The organism is Pseudoalteromonas sp. SM9913, assembly GCF_000184065.1.
GTDB lineage: Bacteria > Pseudomonadota > Gammaproteobacteria > Enterobacterales > Alteromonadaceae > Pseudoalteromonas > Pseudoalteromonas tetraodonis.
Map to the genome: position 1 here is coordinate 3,098,522 of NC_014803.1, position 17,374 is coordinate 3,115,895.

The 17,374-nt window shown below is 39.6% G+C and carries 13 protein-coding genes and 3 pseudogenes; 8 read left to right on the top strand and 8 right to left on the bottom strand.

Annotated elements, in window-relative coordinates:
* The first annotated feature begins 10 nt into the window (after positions 1–10).
* The gene (chrA, locus tag PSM_RS14250) at positions 11–1,162 is read left to right on the top strand and encodes a chromate efflux transporter (protein WP_013466092.1); all 1,152 of its coding nucleotides are present in this window, start codon (positions 11–13) and stop codon (positions 1,160–1,162) included.
* Here chrA and PSM_RS14255 read toward each other — a convergent pair.
* Genes PSM_RS14255 through speA form a run of 4 tightly spaced genes read right to left on the bottom strand, consistent with a single transcriptional unit; the run spans position 1,122 to position 6,130 of the window.
* Positions 1,122–2,381, bottom strand: a complete 1,260-nt coding sequence (locus tag PSM_RS14255; protein WP_013466093.1) for a mechanosensitive ion channel family protein — start codon at positions 2,379–2,381, stop codon at positions 1,122–1,124. The two genes, chrA and PSM_RS14255, sit on opposite strands and share 41 nt — an antisense overlap.
* A complete protein-coding gene (locus PSM_RS14260; protein ID WP_013466094.1) occupies positions 2,378–3,298 on the bottom strand; it encodes an acetyltransferase in 921 nt (306 codons plus the stop codon). The genes PSM_RS14255 and PSM_RS14260 overlap by 4 nt, the downstream gene beginning before the upstream one ends.
* Positions 3,299–3,316: 18 nt before the next feature.
* Positions 3,317–4,189 (bottom strand): acyltransferase, encoded by an 873-nt coding sequence (locus tag PSM_RS14265; protein WP_008109502.1) that lies wholly within the window; start codon positions 4,187–4,189, stop codon positions 3,317–3,319.
* Between the two features lie 60 nt (positions 4,190–4,249).
* Complete coding sequence (gene speA, locus PSM_RS14270; RefSeq protein WP_013466095.1) at positions 4,250–6,130, bottom strand: biosynthetic arginine decarboxylase; 1,881 nt, start codon at positions 6,128–6,130, stop codon at positions 4,250–4,252.
* Positions 6,131–6,329: 199 nt separating this feature from the next.
* On the opposite strand from speA, the gene speE reads away from it, so the two are divergent.
* Both speE and PSM_RS14280 read left to right on the top strand, forming a co-directional pair.
* On the top strand, positions 6,330–7,193 hold the full coding sequence (speE, locus tag PSM_RS14275; RefSeq protein WP_013466096.1) for a polyamine aminopropyltransferase: 864 nt from the start codon (positions 6,330–6,332) through the stop codon (positions 7,191–7,193).
* Between the two features lie 139 nt (positions 7,194–7,332).
* Positions 7,333–9,375, top strand: coding sequence for a glycoside hydrolase family 97 protein (locus PSM_RS14280; RefSeq protein ID WP_013466097.1), 2,043 nt, complete (start codon positions 7,333–7,335; stop codon positions 9,373–9,375).
* 41 nt (positions 9,376–9,416) lie between these two features.
* Here PSM_RS14280 and envZ read toward each other — a convergent pair whose 3' ends face one another.
* On the bottom strand, positions 9,417–10,730 hold the full coding sequence (gene envZ, locus PSM_RS14285; protein ID WP_013466098.1) for a two-component system sensor histidine kinase EnvZ: 1,314 nt from the start codon (positions 10,728–10,730) through the stop codon (positions 9,417–9,419).
* Between the two features lie 5 nt (positions 10,731–10,735).
* The gene (ompR, locus tag PSM_RS14290; RefSeq protein ID WP_013466099.1) at positions 10,736–11,455 is read right to left on the bottom strand and encodes an osmolarity response regulator transcription factor OmpR; all 720 of its coding nucleotides are present in this window, start codon (positions 11,453–11,455) and stop codon (positions 10,736–10,738) included.
* A gap of 183 nt (positions 11,456–11,638) precedes the next feature.
* On the opposite strand from ompR, the pseudogene PSM_RS18490 reads away from it, so the two are divergent.
* The 4 genes and pseudogenes from PSM_RS18490 to PSM_RS14305 form a co-directional block, all read left to right on the top strand.
* Positions 11,639–11,779: pseudogene (locus PSM_RS18490) on the top strand (transcription elongation factor GreB); the annotation flags it as partial.
* Positions 11,780–12,081: 302 nt separating this feature from the next.
* Positions 12,082–13,083, top strand: coding sequence for a hypothetical protein (locus PSM_RS14295; RefSeq protein ID WP_013466101.1), 1,002 nt, complete (start codon positions 12,082–12,084; stop codon positions 13,081–13,083).
* Positions 13,084–13,548: 465 nt separating this feature from the next.
* The gene (locus tag PSM_RS14300; RefSeq protein ID WP_174961883.1) at positions 13,549–14,361 is read left to right on the top strand and encodes a hypothetical protein; all 813 of its coding nucleotides are present in this window, start codon (positions 13,549–13,551) and stop codon (positions 14,359–14,361) included.
* A gap of 152 nt (positions 14,362–14,513) precedes the next feature.
* Positions 14,514–15,389, top strand: coding sequence for a hypothetical protein (locus PSM_RS14305; protein ID WP_013466103.1), 876 nt, complete (start codon positions 14,514–14,516; stop codon positions 15,387–15,389).
* A gap of 194 nt (positions 15,390–15,583) precedes the next feature.
* On the opposite strand, the pseudogene PSM_RS14310 reads toward PSM_RS14305, so the two are convergent.
* Positions 15,584–15,859, bottom strand: a pseudogene (locus PSM_RS14310) (transposase); the annotation flags it as partial.
* An 80-nt stretch (positions 15,860–15,939) separates the two neighbouring features.
* Here PSM_RS14310 and PSM_RS14320 point away from each other — a divergent pair.
* A protein-coding gene (locus PSM_RS14320; protein WP_086008870.1) for an IS3 family transposase occupies positions 15,940–17,120 on the top strand; the annotation gives its coding sequence in 2 pieces (ribosomal slippage) (positions 15,940–16,198 and positions 16,198–17,120; 1,182 coding nt in all).
* A gap of 7 nt (positions 17,121–17,127) precedes the next feature.
* On the opposite strand, the pseudogene PSM_RS14325 reads toward PSM_RS14320, so the two are convergent.
* Positions 17,128–17,247: pseudogene (locus PSM_RS14325) on the bottom strand (integrase); the annotation flags it as partial.
* Positions 17,248–17,374: the final 127 nt, after the last annotated feature.

The window sequence follows — 17,374 nt, forward strand, 5'->3', positions numbered from 1 at the left end:
GATTGCCACTATGTTAATTGCGATTTTTAGACAGTTCTTTTTGCTTGGCTGCATGAGCTTTGGCGGCCCTGCCGCGCATTTAGGTTACTTTAAGCACCACTTTGTTGATTCGCTTCGCTGGTTAAGTACAGCGCGTTACGCGCAGCTAATTAGCTTAAGTCAAGCTCTGCCAGGCCCTGGTTCAAGTCAGATTAGCTTTGCTATTGGCGTAGAACGTGCGGGTGTACTCGGTGGTATCGCTGCGTTTATAGGCTTTACCCTGCCTTCGTTTTTGATCATGGTGCTAATAGCAATAAGTGCACATCAGTTTGATGCTGTTTATTTTGCTATTATTGCAGGTTTGAAACTATTTGCCGTGGTTATTGTTGCTGATGCGACCCTTAGTATGGCGAAAAGCTTTTGCACCAGTGCGGTACTTAAACTTCTGGCAATAATGAGTACTTTAGCACTGATTTTATTTCCTATGTTGGGCACTCAAATCGCCATTTTAGTAACCGCTGCCATTATCGGTGCTTTATGGCCTTTACTTAACTTAGCTAAATCTACAGAAAATGTTAGCAGAGAAAAAACCAACATCAATTGGATTGCTCTTGGCTTATTTGCACTACTACTTGCCATCAGCTTTATCCCACTTGGCGAAAACGCTGCGTTATTCGCGCCTTTTTACCAAGCAGGTGCCATGGTATTTGGTGGTGGACACGTTGTATTACCTGTTTTGCAAGCGGGAGTTCCAACGCTGAGTAATGATCAATTCTTAACGGCTTACGCCAGTGCCCAAGCCGTTCCTGGCCCAATGTTTACTATCGCCACCTACTTGGGGGCACAATTGAACTCTGCACAACCATTAGTGGGTGCGCTAATCGCAACATTATTGATATTTTTACCCGGTTTTTTACTGATGCTGGCGTTTCAAAAAAGCTGGATAAACTTGGCCAGTAATCCTCGCTTTGCCAGCTCAATTGCAGCGCTTAATGCTGCTGTAGTTGGCTTTTTGGCAGCTGTATTATATTCACCCATTTGGACTTCTGCCGTAAGCAATATTTGGCAAATTGCATTAGTGATTGCTGCGTTTGCATGGTTACGTATTAAAAAGCCACCTATTTGGTGGCTATTGTTATTGTTTATTGGTGTTGGCCTTGGACAGCATTATTGGGCACTTTAATGCTGGGTTTACCTGCCATATTGGCCCCGTCAGCTGGGCTTAATTGCCCACTGACACTTTGATAAGCGCGCAGCCCAAACACAGGTAATACGGCCAGTAAATGGTCCATAATTTCAGCTTGTAAGTGCTCGTACGATATCCAACGTTTGTCTTCACTGAAGCAGTAAAACTCAATCGGTAAGGCATGATTAAGCGGTTGTAGTTCACGCACCATAAGTGTGAGCGAGGTATTGATTTTACTGTGTTGTTTTAAGTAACCCTCTGCATAGCGACGAAATAGCCCTAAGTTCGACACCGGATCGGGAAGGGTGCCTAGTCGAATATATTCTTGCAGTGGTATAGCCGCTTCTATTTGTGTTTTAAAGTCATCATTAACCAAGAAAATGCTATTCATATCTATGTTTAAAGAACGCTTGATGCGTCGCCCACCAGATTCTTGCATACCGCGCCAATTTTTAAATGAACCGGCCACCAGCATATAAGTAGGGATGGTCGTTATGGTGTTATCCCAGTTACGCACTTTTACAGTATTAAGTCCTAAATCAATTACTTCGCCATCGGCGCCGTAGTTATCTACTTGGATCCAGTCCCCATAGGTCACCAAACGATTAGCGGCAATTTGAATGCTGGCGACAAAACCTAATATGGTGTCTTTAAATACTAATAAAGTAACAGCGGCAATAGCACCAAAACCAGAGAGAATATAAGTCGGCGATTTTTCAAGCACAATACTAACAATTAATATTGAACACACAATAAAGGTGATCAGCTTAACCACTTGAATTAAGCCTTGAATAGGTACTTCGCGAGCAAAATCTAATTGGTTATAAATAGCGCCAGCAATGCTCACTATGCTGCTAATAATAAAACCAATATAAATAATTAATAATGCTTGGCCAATGGTTTTAAGGATCTCTTGAGCAATTGCATTAACCGGATAAACACTATCAAATGTGGCTAAAAAAAGTACACAACATAACAAGCAAGCAATTCGTTTATTCAGCTTAGTTAACATAGGTGACAATGAACCAATACGCTCAGGAGAGAGTTTAGTCACCACCTTTTGAATACCCGGTAACATCAAGCGACGAGTAAATAAGTAAACAAATAATAACGAAAGGATGCCAATTGATGAGGCGGTGATTGCGCTGAGAAAAAAAGCATCGGGGACTTTTTCAAACCAAGGAGTAATTAGCTCCTGTAGGTGTGTTTTGCTCATGGTATTTCAATTTCCTTACTGGGTGTTAATTCAGTACTAGCTTGCTGAATATGAATAGCGCTTAATTGCTTATCTTTTACTGTCCATAAGTTATTTAAGTATTGCTGAAACTGGGCCCTGAATGCCTTATCGGTTTGGTAACTGCCAATCATCTGTGTATTTATTGGCATAACCTCAATAGTAATATGAATAGACTCCAGCTCGCCTTTTAAAATATTACGACACACATGATCTGACTGACCGCTATACACTAAACTGGTGTTAAGCATAGCGTCAAACTGCTCGTTTAAAACCTCTAAGGCAAAAGCAGTTCCACCAGCCTTAGGTTTTAATAAATGCTGAAAAGGACTTTGTTGATGCTGGTGCTTTTGCGCAGTAAAACGCGTACCTTCTACAAAGTTAACTATGGTTGTAGGATGATGACGAAAGTTACGGCAACTGCGCTTAGTACGCTCGACATCTAAGCCTTTTAAATTCGGATTTTTAGCCAATTGCGCTTTGGTCACTCGTTTCATAAAGGGCATACCCATCGCCCACGCACCAGTGCCAATAAATGGCACGTATTTAAGCTCATCTTTTAAAAAAAACTTAGGGGCTGGCAATGCATCCAACGAGCTCAATACCGCAATATCAAGCCAGCTAATATGATTACTGATTAGCAAATACCAACTGTTGGCGTTTACCTCCCCACTAATATTAACTTTAATATTATTACAGCCTAACCACAGCCCTAAGCGGTTACCTTTGCACCACCCTTTATACGCACTGTGTAATAATTTACTCACTACAGGTATGGGCAGCACTAATTTAACTAACCCTAGGGTAAGCACTAATGCGCCAAATATTATTAAATTAGCAAATAAAACACAGCCAACAATTAAGCCATTTAACCAATTAGGTAACCATTTTTTTAGCATAACTGTCAGCTCATTTTGTTATTTTTGTTTGAGATTAACCAACGTCTGGTTTTTTTCTTCCCACACGCGGTTTAATTCACTTTGAAAGCGTACTCTAAAGTCAGGATCATTAGTGTAATCACCAATTAAGTCGTCACTAACGCCTTTTACTTCAACATGTACATCAATGTGTTTTACTTTACCGGCTGCAAAATCCATAAAGGTAGGAATGCCCTCAGGGTAATGAATAGTGACATTTACCACTTTAGAAATTTGCTCACCCATGGCTTGCATTACAAACGCCACACCACCCGCTTTCGGTTTAAGTAAGTGAGGAAACGGGCTATTTTGACGCGCATGCTTTTGCGCTGTAAACCGCGTCCCTTCAACAAAGTTAACCACACTGACTGGCATTTCTTTAAATTTTTCACAGGCTTTACGGGTGGTTTCTAAATCTTTACCACGCAATTTAGGATTCTTTTTTAATTGGCTTTTACTGGTACGGGTCATAAAAGGAAAGTCGAGTGCCCACCAACACAAACCTAAAACAGGTACGTAAATAAGCTCTTTTTTCAAAAAGAAGTTCAAAAAAGGTATTTTTCGGTTAAACACCCGCTGTAACACTAAAATATCCACCCAGCTTTGATGGTTCGCAATAACTAGGTACCAATCTTTTAATTTAAGCTCTTCAAGGCCAATAACATTAAGTTTAGTTGGCGTTAATAACGTTTGATTTAACGTGTTGAAGGTCACCCAAATAGAGGCACATTGCTTGGCCGTCCAGCTCATTAATTTTTGTAGTGGTTTGATTGGGATTAACTTAACGATGCCACAAATAAAAATAGGCACAAACCAAAAAAGAGTGTTTATTGTATAAAAGAAAATACTAAATACACTGCGAATAACTGACATTACTTCTATTCCTTTAAACATCGCGCAGCCACTAAGACCGCGCTTAACTATGCAACTAAATTAATCTTCAAAATAGGTGTAGCCCTCAAGCCCTGCATTGAGCTCGGCTAGGTACCCTTCTTTACAGTGTTCTGATACATCAAGTTTATTAATTTGAGTGGCAAAGTTATCAGCTAATAACTCGCTATCATAATCAACAAATTTTAATACATCCTTAACGCTGTCTCCTTTAATGGCATTGGTTAATACATATCCCTGCTCATTAAGCTCAACATGGACTGAGTCGGTATCACCAAATAGGTTATGTAAGTCACCTAAAATCTCTTGGTATGCCCCCACCATAAACATGGCAATATGATACTGCTGACCTTGTGTATATTCAGGGATAGGTAAACTAGTTTCAATACCTGCACCTTCAACGTACTCACGTATTTGCCCGTCAGAATCACAAGTAATGTCTTGGATAATCGCGCGCTGAGTAAGCGGCTGCGTTAGATTTTCGATGGGCATGACCGGAAATAACTGCTGAATACCCCATACATCAGGTAATGACTGAAACAATGAAAAATTCACAAACAGTTTATCGGCTAGCTTTTCGTTTAAATCATCCAGCACTTCGCGATGAGCGCGTGCGTTAACGCTTAACGATGCACGAACTCGGTGTAAAATCGTAAAGTAAAGCTGCTCTATTTTCGCCCACTCTAGCATGCTCACTAAACCATGCACGTATTGATCGTGTGCTTCGCTAAATAAGTGCATAGCATCATGATATATTTCAAGTGCCATACGTGGGTTCAAACGTTGTAAGCATTGCCACATTTCATCTAGCACTAATGCGCTGTTTTCCAATGGCGGTTCTGGGTTTAAATGATTCGGTGCTTTTTCTACATCAATGACATCGGTGATCAACACTGCATGATGAGCCGTTAATGCACGGCCAGATTCTGTAATAATAGCAGGGTGCGTTAAGTTATGCTGATCGCACACATCGGCAAATGCATTCACTACATTACGCGCGTACTCTTCGACTGTGTAGTTCATTGAGCAGGCACTGCGTGAGCCTGAGCCTTCGTAGTCAACGCCAAGCCCGCCACCCACATCAACCGTATTTAGCGGTACACCGTATTGAGTTAATTCAGCAAAATGGCGAGCACATTCGCGCAAGGCACGATGGATATCACGAATATTGGCGATTTGAGAACCAATATGAAAATGCACCATTTGCATTAAATGCAACTTGCTATGTTGCTTAAGTACTTCCACTGCACTGAGTACTTGTCCTGCGGTTAAACCAAACTTACCTTTTTCACCACCGGTATTTTGCCATTTACCTTTGCCAACCGAATTTAAGCGAATACGAATTCCAATAGCCGGTTCAATGCCTAAATTATCAATTTCTTCAAGCAATGTGGTTAGCTCTGAGAGTTTTTCAACCACAATTTTAACGCTGTGTCCCATTGCTTGACCAATACAGGCTAAACGTAAAAACTCGCTGTCTTTGTAGCCGTTACATACAATAGTAATAGGCTCTTTCGCCACCCCTAAAATGGCCATTAGTTCAGGTTTAGAACCAGCTTCAAGTCCCACTAGGCCACTTGGGTGAGCTAATAACTTACTCACAACAGAGCGCTGTTGGTTTACTTTGATAGGATAAACACAGGTGTATTTGCCGTTATATTCGCGGTTAGTGCGCGCTTGAGTAAAGGCATTGGTGAGCGTATCTACACGATTTTTTAAAATATCAGTAAAGCGCACCAGTACGGGCAATGTTAACCCTTGCTGCTTAAATTGCTCAGTAAGCTGACTTAAAGAAATGGCAGGTTTTGTTTGGTCGCCATCAGGATAGGCTATCAACTCACCTTGTGCGTTAATATCAAAATAACCATCGCTCCAATGAGCAACATTGTATGTAGCACGTGCTGTTTCTAAACCCCAAGTCATGGCAACTCTTCTTTATTAAATTAGGTGTAAAGGGGCATTTTAATACGTCACTATCTGCTAAGCTAACAAAAATTGAACTTTCCCCTCTTTATAGCTAACTTTATTCGCTAAAGAGAGTAAAATTTGATTGAGCAATAGGCCAAGCACTGGCAGAATTGCCTCCTTTTTTTCATACTCAACCAAAAGTGTAACAACAACTATGGCAAATTTAGATCAAAGTAAGTGGTTTACTGAAATTAGCGACCGCGATGGCAGCGCATTTTCATTACGTATTAACAAAAAGTTAGATGAAAAACAGTCTCCTTTTCAAAAAGTAGAAATGTTTGAAACCACAGACTTTGGTAATTTAATGATCATTGATGGTTGTACTATGGTAAGTAGCCGTGAAAACTTTTTTTACCACGAAATGATCAGCCACCCAGCATTACTGGCGCATCCAAACCCAAAAAACGTAGTTATTATTGGTGGCGGCGATTGCGGTACGTTACGTGAAGTGCTCAAGCACCCAAGCGTAGAAACTGTAACTCAAATAGATATTGACGAAGTGGTTACCCAAATGTCGTTAAAGTACTTCCCAGAGTTATGTGAATCAAATAATGACCCACGTGCTACTGTGATGTTTGACGATGGCATTAAATACATGCGCGAAGCAGCTGGTGAGTCTATTGATGTAGTGATTGTTGATGGTACTGATCCGGTAGGCCCAGGTGAAGGTTTATTTAACCATGCGTTTTATACTAGCTGTTTAAACGCACTTCGCCCTGGTGGAATACTGGTACAACAAAGTGAATCGCCATTAATGCATATGCCACTGTTGGTTGAAATGCGCGAAGCTATGCTAAGTGTTGGTTTTAACGATTTACAAACACTCCCATTCCCACAACCTATTTACCCAAGTGGGTTATGGTCAGTGACGCTAGCTCGCAAATCTGAGGCATTTAATGGCTTTAGAGAAGACGGCGCAGCAACAATTGCACAGCATAGTGAATACTACAATGGCGGCATTCATCACGGTGCACTCGCAACACCTAATTACATGAAACGCGCTTTTGATAAAAAATAATAAGTTATAAATATAAAACAGGGCTCGCTAGAGCCCTTTTTTATGTGTTTAATTACACTGAATACGTTTGCAGTCATCTCGTAATAACCCCACCTTCACTTTATGCTCATAGTCTACAATTTGACATAAAGGACACACAATGAGATTACCTTTACTGCTAGTTGCTTTACTTTCAAGCAGCGCTTTTGCAAAAGAAGCCATGCTGGAATCGCCTGATCAAAAAATTAAAATCACCATATCTGATCAATCTTCATCTCCTTACTATTCTATTAGCTTTAACGGTAAACCTGTTATTACGCAGTCACATTTAGGTTTTAGATTTAAAAGCCAAGCGCCATTTGATGAAGGTTTTGTTATTAGTGAAGTAACTCGCTCACAAACAGATAGTCAATGGCAGCAACCTTGGGGAGAGCGTCAAACCGTTGTCGACAAGCACAATGAAATTGCCGTTACCTTTAATAAACCCGCACCCCACGGTGGCACATACACAGTGCGATTTAAAGCCTTTGATAGCGGTGTGGGATTTCGCTATGAAGTCCCTAAACAAGCCGGTTTTGAAAAAACAGAAATTACTAAAGAGCTGACCGAGTTTGCCATCGCCGGTGCCGATAAAGCCACTGCATGGTGGATACCTGCTCGCGGTTGGAATCGTTACGAATATGTCTACAACACCACAGCCTTACAAGATGCTGCACTCGCTCACACCCCTTTTACTTTTAAAAATGGCAACGGCGTGCATGTCAGTATTCATGAAGCAGCCCTAGTCGATTATGCGGGCATGGTGCTTAACCAACGTCGCCCAGGCACTTTTAGCGCCGATTTAACGCCATGGTCAGATGGTATAGCAGTCAAAAAGCACGGTGCATTTAATACGCCTTGGCGCACCATTCAAATTGGCGAACATGCGGTAGACTTAGTTAATTCAGATATTATTTTAAATCTAAATGAGCCAAATAAGCTCGGTGATGTGTCCTGGGTTAAACCAGGCAAATACGTAGGTATTTGGTGGGGCATGCACATCAATGAGAATACTTGGGGTAGTGGCGAAAAACACGGTGCTACCACAAAAAATACTAAATACTACATGGACTTTGCCGCAAAATACGGCTTTGATGGTGTATTAGTTGAAGGTTGGAACACTGGTTGGGATGGCGACTGGTTTTTTAATGGCGATGTATTTAGCTTTACCCAAGCATATGATGACTTTGATATTGAGGAGCTTACCCGCTACGGTAAGCAAAAAGGGGTGCAGTTAATTGGCCACCATGAAACTTCAGGTAACGTAACAAATTATCGTAATCAAATGGAAGACGCTTTTGCGCTTTACGAGCAATCAAATGTAAGCCAAATTAAAACCGGTTATGTGGCCGATGGTGGCAATATTAAACGCATTGATGAAAACGGCATTGCCCGTTTTGAGTGGCATGACGGCCAATTTATGGTTAATGAGTACTTATACAACGTTAAGCTAGCTGCAAAACATAAAATAAGTATTAATACTCATGAGCCAATAAAAGACACCGGCCTTCGCCGTACTTACCCTAATTGGATTGCTCGTGAAGGCGCTCGCGGCCAAGAATTTAACGCATGGGGCACGCCACCCAATCCACCAGAGCACATTCCAATGCTTGCTTTTACGCGTATGCTGGCAGGCCCAATGGACTTTACGCCAGGTATTTTTGATATGAGCTTTAATGGCTTAGGTGGCGATACAAATCGCCCGCAAACAACACTTGCAAAGCAATTAGCACTTTATGTTGTAATGTACAGCCCAATTCAAATGGCGGCTGATTTACCTAAAAATTATTTAGCTAAGCCCGATGCTTTTCAATTTATTCAAGACGTACCGACCGATTGGCAACAAAGTATTGCGCTTGATGGAGAAGTAGGCGACTTTATTGTATTTGCACGAAAAGAACGTAAACGCGATCATTACACTGGTAATGACTGGTACTTAGGCGCTGTAACTGATGAAAACGCCCGCACCATTGAGGTTAAACTCGACTTCTTAGATAAAGATAAACAGTTTGAAGCGCAAATCTACCAAGACGGTAAAAACGCTGAGTGGAAGGACAATCCTTATGATTTAAGTATTGAAAAACGCACTGTTACCGCAAATGATAAACTCACACTAAAATTGGCCACCAGTGGTGGTACAGCCATTCGTTTTAAAGCACTATAAAATGGTTAAAGCTATCCGCATATAACGGCGGATAGCTTTATTTAGTTTTGATTAACCACTTTAACTGGCAAATATATTTGCGCACTTAAACCACCTTCAGGGCGATTAGAGAGCACAACCTTGCCATTATGCATGTCTATAATGCGTTTAATAATAGCTAAGCCTAAACCACTGCCTTCACTGCCTCGTGCAGCGTCACCTTGCTTAAATGGTTCGAACACTGATTCTAATTCACTCTCAGGAATACCTGGGCCATTATCGTTAACCGCAATAATGACGTACTTTTTATTGCTATTAAAATAACTTTGCACCTCAATATCCCCTTGCGAGTAACGCAGTGCATTTTCAATCATATTCGTCACTACTCGCTTAATAGCCACTGAGCTTATGGGAATATTACCTAGGTTAGGATTGCTTTCAAACGTAATAACACGTTGATGCTTTAATTCACTTTGTACGACTTCGGCTACTAACGCATTGATATCTTCATAGCTTTGTTCTTCACGTTTATGATGGCGTAAATATTCAATAAACTGATCAATAATGCCATTCATATCTTCAATGTCGTAAATAATACCTTCGCGTAAATAATCATCTTCATCAACCATCATTTCTGTGGCTAACCGAATACGGGTAAGCGGTGTTCGTAAGTCGTGAGAGACACCTGCCATGAGTAATCGACGATCATTTTCAAGGGCTGCTATACCTCGCGACATTTGGTTAAAAGCCCGCGTTACCTCAATAACTTCACTTGAGCCTTGTTCTTGTAACTTAGTACTAAAATCACCAACGCCTACTTTTATTGCCGCTTGTTGCAGTGCTTTTAATGGTCGGTTCAAATGTCTTGCAAATAGCCACCCGCCTAATACACTTAAAAAGCCTATACTGGATAAGTAAAAAGTTAAAAATTCAAGATTACTTTCTTTAAATCCGGTTAAGGGAACTTTAACCCAATAGCCCGGTGCTTGCGGGGCTTCCACCCAATAAATAAGTGGATCAGTTTGACTAATGCGTACCCGAGAAAACCCATTCAACTGCTCTGACATACTTCGCGATAGCCCTGAATACTCACGACTTTGCCCTAAGCCATTGCGCATCGCTTCACGCTGAGTCATCACCTCAATACCGGTTATTTCAAAAAACTTTTCTGAAACTTCATCGGTTACTTCAACCCCATCTTCCCAGTCAATAAATACAGTTTTAATTTGCTTAGCGAGCATCAAATTAACTTGCTCAATAGTGGGTTTAACAACATATAAACTTACTGTGACGTAGGATACAATTTGGTTAATCAGCAACAAAGCTGCTACTAAAAAAACAGTTTGCCCAAACGCACTACGTGGAAACATCCCCATAATTATTACTTTTCACCATCAGGAACAAACACATAACCTAATCCCCATACAGTTTGAATATAACGCGGGTTAGCCGCATCCACTTCAATCATACGGCGAAGGCGTGACACTTGCACATCAATACTACGCTCTAGCGCACTGTAATCACGACCTCTTGCCAAGTTCATTAATTTATCACGACTTAACGGCTCTCGAGGATGAGATACCAACGCTTTTAATACGGCAAATTCACCACTTGTGAGTGATACGGTATTATCCCCCTCGCTCATTTCTCGTGTGGCTAAATTTAAGGTAAATTTACCAAACTTGATTAAATTCTCTTCTGCTGAGGGCGCCCCTGGCACTTCTTTTGATTGGCGGCGTAATATTGCTTTTATGCGGGCAAGTAACTCACGTGGATTAAACGGTTTAGGAATATAATCGTCAGCACCGAGCTCCAAACCAATAATGCGGTCTACTTCATCACCTTTAGCGGTCAACATCACAATTGGGATTTGGTTTTCTTTTTGACGTAACCGTCTGCAAATAGAGAGCCCGTCTTCTCCGGGCAGCATTAAATCAAGCACCATTAAGTGAAAGTTTTCACGCTCAATAAGCCTATCCATTTGCTGTGAATCGGCGGCTGTTCTAACAATAAATCCTTGCTCTACTAAATAGCGCTCAAGCAAACTGCGCAAACGTTTATCGTCATCAACCACTAATACTTTTACTGTCTCTTGTCCCATAATCTGTTGCTTATTTTTATAATTTATTAATAGTTAATATAAATGAAAAACTTAATAATAAAAAACTAATTAAGTGCTTAGATTGTTACTGAACATTTCAAATTCATTGATAGCTATTTTATCTCGACAAGCTGCCCTTATTTTAATACCTTGCCACTCATGAAGATTAAACAAGAACTCAGCGTGAAAACAAACTTAATTACTCGCGAAGGTTATTTACAATTGCAGCAAGAACATGATCATCTTTGGAATGAAAAACGTCCAGAAGTGACCAAAATTGTGAGTTGGGCTGCTAGCCTAGGTGATCGCTCTGAAAACGCAGACTAAAAGTTATAACCCCACAAAGAATACTATTTTAACTTTTAACAAATAAAAACAATTATTTATATTTAGTACGCATACTATAAACCATACTGAATTACCGATACAGAAAGTAATATAACTTTATACTGTTCCTTGCTATTGGTATTTATTATGCTACTCCATGATTCAAGAGATAAAGTTTCATGTTCCAGACTGGTGTGAGCGAAAAACAGACACTAAAAAAGTTATAGTTATTTCGTTTTGATGTGTTATGAACCACAAAAATGGTGTTCAATAAGCTGCTATATAAATGGAGGTGTTCAATGGGTTTCGTGATCTATTTAGATCAAAATACATTGAGTGATTTACGTCAACGTAAAATAGATGAGTCTCCAAACGACTTATTCAGACTACTTAAACATGCTCTCAAATCTGAACAAATAACGGTCGTTTATTCTCATGTTACTCTTGATGAAATTTTGCAAATTCCAAAGGCTGAATATCGCCAAGAACATATCGATATTCTAGCTGAATTAGATGCTAAATATATTGAGCCATTACAACATACACTTAGCAACCAAGAGCCAGATAATATATGGTACGCACACCTAGAAAACAAAAAATCAAATGCAGACCTCGGTATTACTAGTCTAATGGAGATTAGCCAGTTATCTTCTCGTAAAATTTCGGGGTTGCCGATTGATGAAAGCTTTTCCGAAATCAACGAGAAGTTAAAGGTGAACTTGGGCACTTTAATTTTTAATTGTGAATCGCAATTGGATTCGATTGACCTCGAAAAACTTGATGAACCGTTAAGAAGCTATTTCGTAAATATGCATAGTCAACTGGATGAGTTGAGAACAAAATTGTCCTCGTTGCAAGCGCCTAATATTGCTAATGAGCAACAATTAGGGCCTCAACAATTTAGAGAGATGCCGAGCATTAAAGCATTGGAAGTAAAAAGTATTGAGATCAAGGATGTAGTAAATGCTATTGAAGCAACGTTTAAATTGGAAAATAATAGTTTTGATTTTGCAGATTACTTTGAGGACACACCGCAAAATGCCGTTGCGCGTGCATATAGTCTAATGAATTGGGCTGGTTATCACGCTGATGATTTTACCAGAACCAAAAAGGGTAAAGATCGTTTCAATGCTTCAAATAATGATATGCAACATGCAGTGTCAGCTTTGGGGGCAAGTTTCTTGATTTCAGGTGACATAAACTTTGTCAAAAAGGCTAAAGCGTGTTTCGCATACGTTGATTGTTCGACCGTCGTGTGTAATCCGCAAGAGTTCATCGAGAAGCATTGCAACTTCATATAGCAAGAACATCATGCCGCATATGTTGGCGTTGAAGATTAGCTTCTGGCGCATATACGACAGTTAGATTTGATTGAGATCTGTAAACAAATCTAAAGTTTAATTTAAGACTTATTCATATTTCTAAATCCGCAGGGGTCGCGTCATGCAATGTACATTGTATAGATGCCCAATGTCCGCTCATGGGACTGAGCCGAATTTCGGCATAGAGCGAGTAACGGTCTTGAGATTGGATAAATATAATAGTCAATTGAGTGGGCAAACAGCTCTTTGCGCATATATTCATGAAAATGAGCGACGCGAGCATATTGTTCTATTTAACTTTTCTTTAAAGCTTTAGAAAACTTTATGATAGCAATACCTTAGGTTATTTGATAAAACTATATAAAATAGATAAATAAGTGTGGCGTCGGCAGAAATATGCGCCATTAGCGCACTATAAAATGTTAGTGCTACAGGAGTTACACTTTGACTACCAATGAAAGCGTTCAGTTTCACATGCGTTTTGTGACTGAGAAACATCAAGAATTAATTAAAACGCTAGATGAATTAGTTGCTGCTCTCGTAGGAGAAAAACTTGAGGGTAAAAAGAATAAGGGAAAAGAAGCCTTAACGAAGGCAAATGATTTAAAAGCTTCAATATCTAAGCAAGACTCACCAGCGTGGCTACCTAGTTTAATTCAAGGACTCAATCACTTCCAAGGAAATTCGTGGAAGCAAACTCACTTAATTGATCATTTAATTAAGAATATAAATCAAATTAAAAGTCATAAGTGGGTTTTTGAAAACCCAACTGATACTGCATTTGATTTTGATTCAATTTATGAACACTACAAAGCAGAAAGTCGTTTACCTGAATTATTCAATGACATAGTTAGAATCCTCGAAGAAATTCAAGCAAGCGGTGAACTGGATAGCCTTGTTATGATTAAGGGACTAGGCAAAGTTATCGCCACTCTGAAAAAGAATAAGGATGGCTCATACTTTTCCATTAATGGCGCATGGGAGTTTTTAATTACTTTCTTACAAAATTATATGTGGGGAGAGTTATCTAAAATTCCAGTTTTAGGTACAGCTATGGAAGCTTTAGAGAAAACTATTAAAGAAACAAATGAAGAAATGTTTAAAGTGCATGCCAATGTACAAACAGAAATGGAAAACGTTGTAGAGACAGAAATCAAGGGGCTCAAAAATAAGTCATCGTTTAAATTCTTAGCTTATGATAAAACTGGAGCTCAACTTTCAGCACCAAAAAGCTTGTCCGTCAGCGAGAGTGTGTAGCACTATAAGTCACTCAAAAGGAAAAATAGCAGCTGGTTTTTACGCCTTCGTCGCTTATTTAAACCAACTATTATTTTCCTCTTAGTGAGTTAGTTATATGCCAAATCAACTATTGGCGAAATATTCAGGCCCATCAAAGGAGTTAAGTTGTAATGGAAAACACGTACGAAAAAATACTAGGTAAAGAAGCATCACAGTTTATCCCTATAATTAATAAGATTCTTTCCGAAGTTAAAAATCATAAATATCATTTCATGAACGAGAGTGAATTTACATCCCTAACGCAAACCTCACCAAGTGAGGGGCAATCTCAATATATGAAAGAATTATTGTATAGAGCAAATTTTGGTTCCTTATCTGCAATTGCTAAAAATTATGAATGGTTAAGAGGAATGCATAATTCATATGAGGCTGGACTATATTTGCCCTTTTCATCTTCATTTAGGTGCCTTATTGAGTCAGTAGCCGACAGTTATTTTTCTCTATCAAATTTATGCACCACTCTTTCAAAGAACATAAAAGATATTAATATCTCCATTAATCAAAACTCCCCGAATTTCCATATATACACAGATTTAGAAAATCAACTTATCCACTATTCCCATGCTAGAAGATTAAATAGTGGTGAATCTGCGCCTGATTCTCATAAAGCAGAAACAGCCGCACGCTATGTTAAAATGTTAGATGAAGAAACAAGCTCAGATTTTTATGATTGTTATTCTGAACTATGCCAACTTAGCCACCCCGCAGCACAAGGGGTGCTACATATGATGATTCCAATTAATGATCAAAATTTTATTTTTGAACACAAATTTGGAAAAGAAAAAATAGATGCATTTTTAGAAAAACAACGAGATAAATTTTCTGCTCTATTAACTTTCGCATTTAATCCATCAATTTTGGCTCTAAAAGTTATAAATCATATTCAATTAAATGAGCTTCATGTAGAGCCTGTAAATGAATTAAATATGGATCATATTGTTGCATGGCAAAAGTGTAAGCAAGATATTATTCAAGCTGGCATATAATGCGGAGTTTTAGGCCAAAGGGGGAAAATCTTGACTTCAGGCACTATTTTCCTGACCGTCCACTGTTGGCACAGACTGTGTAAAAACTAATTTTTAATAAATTGTCTTGGGTATGTTCTTAGTTTAAAACCATCTAGGATGGTTGCGATCGATTTTTTCTCAGTATCGCAATTTTCTCCGCGCGAGCGAAACTGCTATGGCAACGCTACTCTAATTGCTTTACTTAGGCCGTTAACTCCCATAATTGTTATCATTCTTCTGAAGTTGTAAGCTAGGACATGAAGACTTATTTCTGTCCCCACGCTTTTTAAACCTCGTGTTAGTAAGTGGGTAGCTCCCATCCAGAGTTTAATTGTGCCAAAGGGGTGCTCAACAGTTTGCTTGCGATGAAGCATCAATTCAGGTTCATTCTTTAGCTTTTGAAGCATTTCTTCTGTCAGAATCTCATGCACCCACCGCCTTATTCGCCTAGTTGTAGTGGCATAGTTAATTTGGTCACCCATTAAGAAAGAAATGTTATGCTAATAAGCATACAAATTTGGGTGAAAAAATGACGAAATTAAAACGCGCAACATACTCTGCGGCAATCAAATTAGAAACGGCTCAGCTTGTGGTGGACCAAGGTTATACACAAGAAGATGCAGCCAAGGCTATGGGGGTGGGTAAATCAACCGTCAGTAAATGGGTTACCCAATTAAAGCAAGAGCGTAATGGTCAGTCACCATCTGCTTCGCCAATGACGCCCGAACAAATTGAAATCCGCGAACTTAAAAAGCAAATCCAACGCATTGAATTAGAAAAGGATATATTAAAAAAGGCTACCGCTCTCTTGATGTCCGACTCCCTGAACAATTCTCGTTAATTGAGAAACTAAACCAACGAGAGCGTTACCCAATTAGCGTGCTGTGTAACGTATTCAATGTGCATCGGAGCAGCTATAAATATTGGGCTATACGGGATACAACGCCGACGCCAGAGCAAGTAAGGCTAGAGGCTGAAGTTAAAGCAATACATGCAATGAGCGGCGGCTCAGCTGGGGCGCGGACAATCGCGGCAATAGCAACGAACAATGGTTTTGAATTGAGTCGTTATCGTGCTGCTAAGCTAATGGTTAAATTAAAGCTTGAAAGCTGCCAAGTACCTCAACATTCATATAAACGTGGTGGTAATGAACACCTTGAAATTCCAAACCTGCTTGATAGACAATTTGATGTTGTTGAGCCAGATACCGTGTGGTGCGGTGATGTGACGTATATTTGGGTAGGTAATCGCTGGGCTTATTTAGCCGTTGTTATTGATTTATTTGCACGTAAAGTAGTTGGCTGGGCCATGTCGTTGTCGCCAGATACTAATTTAACGCTAAAAGCACTTGAACTCGCGTATGAAAGCAGAGGAAAACCGACAGGACTGATGTTTCATTCAGATCAGGGTAGTCATTATACAAGTTTAAAATATCGTCAACGTTTATGGCGCTATAAAATCAAACAAAGTATGAGTAGGCGCGGAAATTGTTGGGATAATGCGCCAATGGAACGATTTTTTAGAAGCTTTAAGACGGAATGGATGCCAAAAGTTGGATATGAAAACTTTAGAGACGCTAAATATAGTGTGAGTGATTATATCAACGGATATTACAATAATGTTAGACCACATCATTATAATGCTGGTTTAGCGCCGAATGAATCTGAGATTAGATATCAAGATTCTAAAACTGTGGCCAAAATTAGTTGACCACTACAAGTAAAGCTAATTGCATCAAGTTGTTTTGAATTTCAATTCGAGTGCGAATACGCCAAATCTCTTCAAGCTTGAAAGGACGTTTCACACCAGTAGCATTGTGATTTAGTTCTGGTTTCATAGTGACCTCCTATTTAAAAGTCACTATGAGGATAGTGGATGTATTACTGATTAGGATTTGGACAAAAACGTTTCAGAGCCGAATGACGGCTCTGTGCCAGAAGCAGCCGTTAAATAGTATTGTTAAA

Coding starts and splice junctions, on each gene's coding strand:
- chrA (WP_013466092.1), top strand. CDS start 11: ATGTTAATTGCGATTTTTAGACAGTTCTTTTTGCTTGGCTGCATGAGC.
- PSM_RS14255 (WP_013466093.1), bottom strand. CDS start 2,381: ATGAGCAAAACACACCTACAGGAGCTAATTACTCCTTGGTTTGAAAAA.
- PSM_RS14260 (WP_013466094.1), bottom strand. CDS start 3,298: ATGCTAAAAAAATGGTTACCTAATTGGTTAAATGGCTTAATTGTTGGC.
- PSM_RS14265 (WP_008109502.1), bottom strand. CDS start 4,189: ATGTCAGTTATTCGCAGTGTATTTAGTATTTTCTTTTATACAATAAAC.
- speA (WP_013466095.1), bottom strand. CDS start 6,130: ATGACTTGGGGTTTAGAAACAGCACGTGCTACATACAATGTTGCTCAT.
- speE (WP_013466096.1), top strand. CDS start 6,330: ATGGCAAATTTAGATCAAAGTAAGTGGTTTACTGAAATTAGCGACCGC.
- PSM_RS14280 (WP_013466097.1), top strand. CDS start 7,333: ATGAGATTACCTTTACTGCTAGTTGCTTTACTTTCAAGCAGCGCTTTT.
- envZ (WP_013466098.1), bottom strand. CDS start 10,730: ATGGGGATGTTTCCACGTAGTGCGTTTGGGCAAACTGTTTTTTTAGTA.
- ompR (WP_013466099.1), bottom strand. CDS start 11,455: ATGGGACAAGAGACAGTAAAAGTATTAGTGGTTGATGACGATAAACGT.
- PSM_RS14295 (WP_013466101.1), top strand. CDS start 12,082: ATGGGTTTCGTGATCTATTTAGATCAAAATACATTGAGTGATTTACGT.
- PSM_RS14305 (WP_013466103.1), top strand. CDS start 14,514: ATGGAAAACACGTACGAAAAAATACTAGGTAAAGAAGCATCACAGTTT.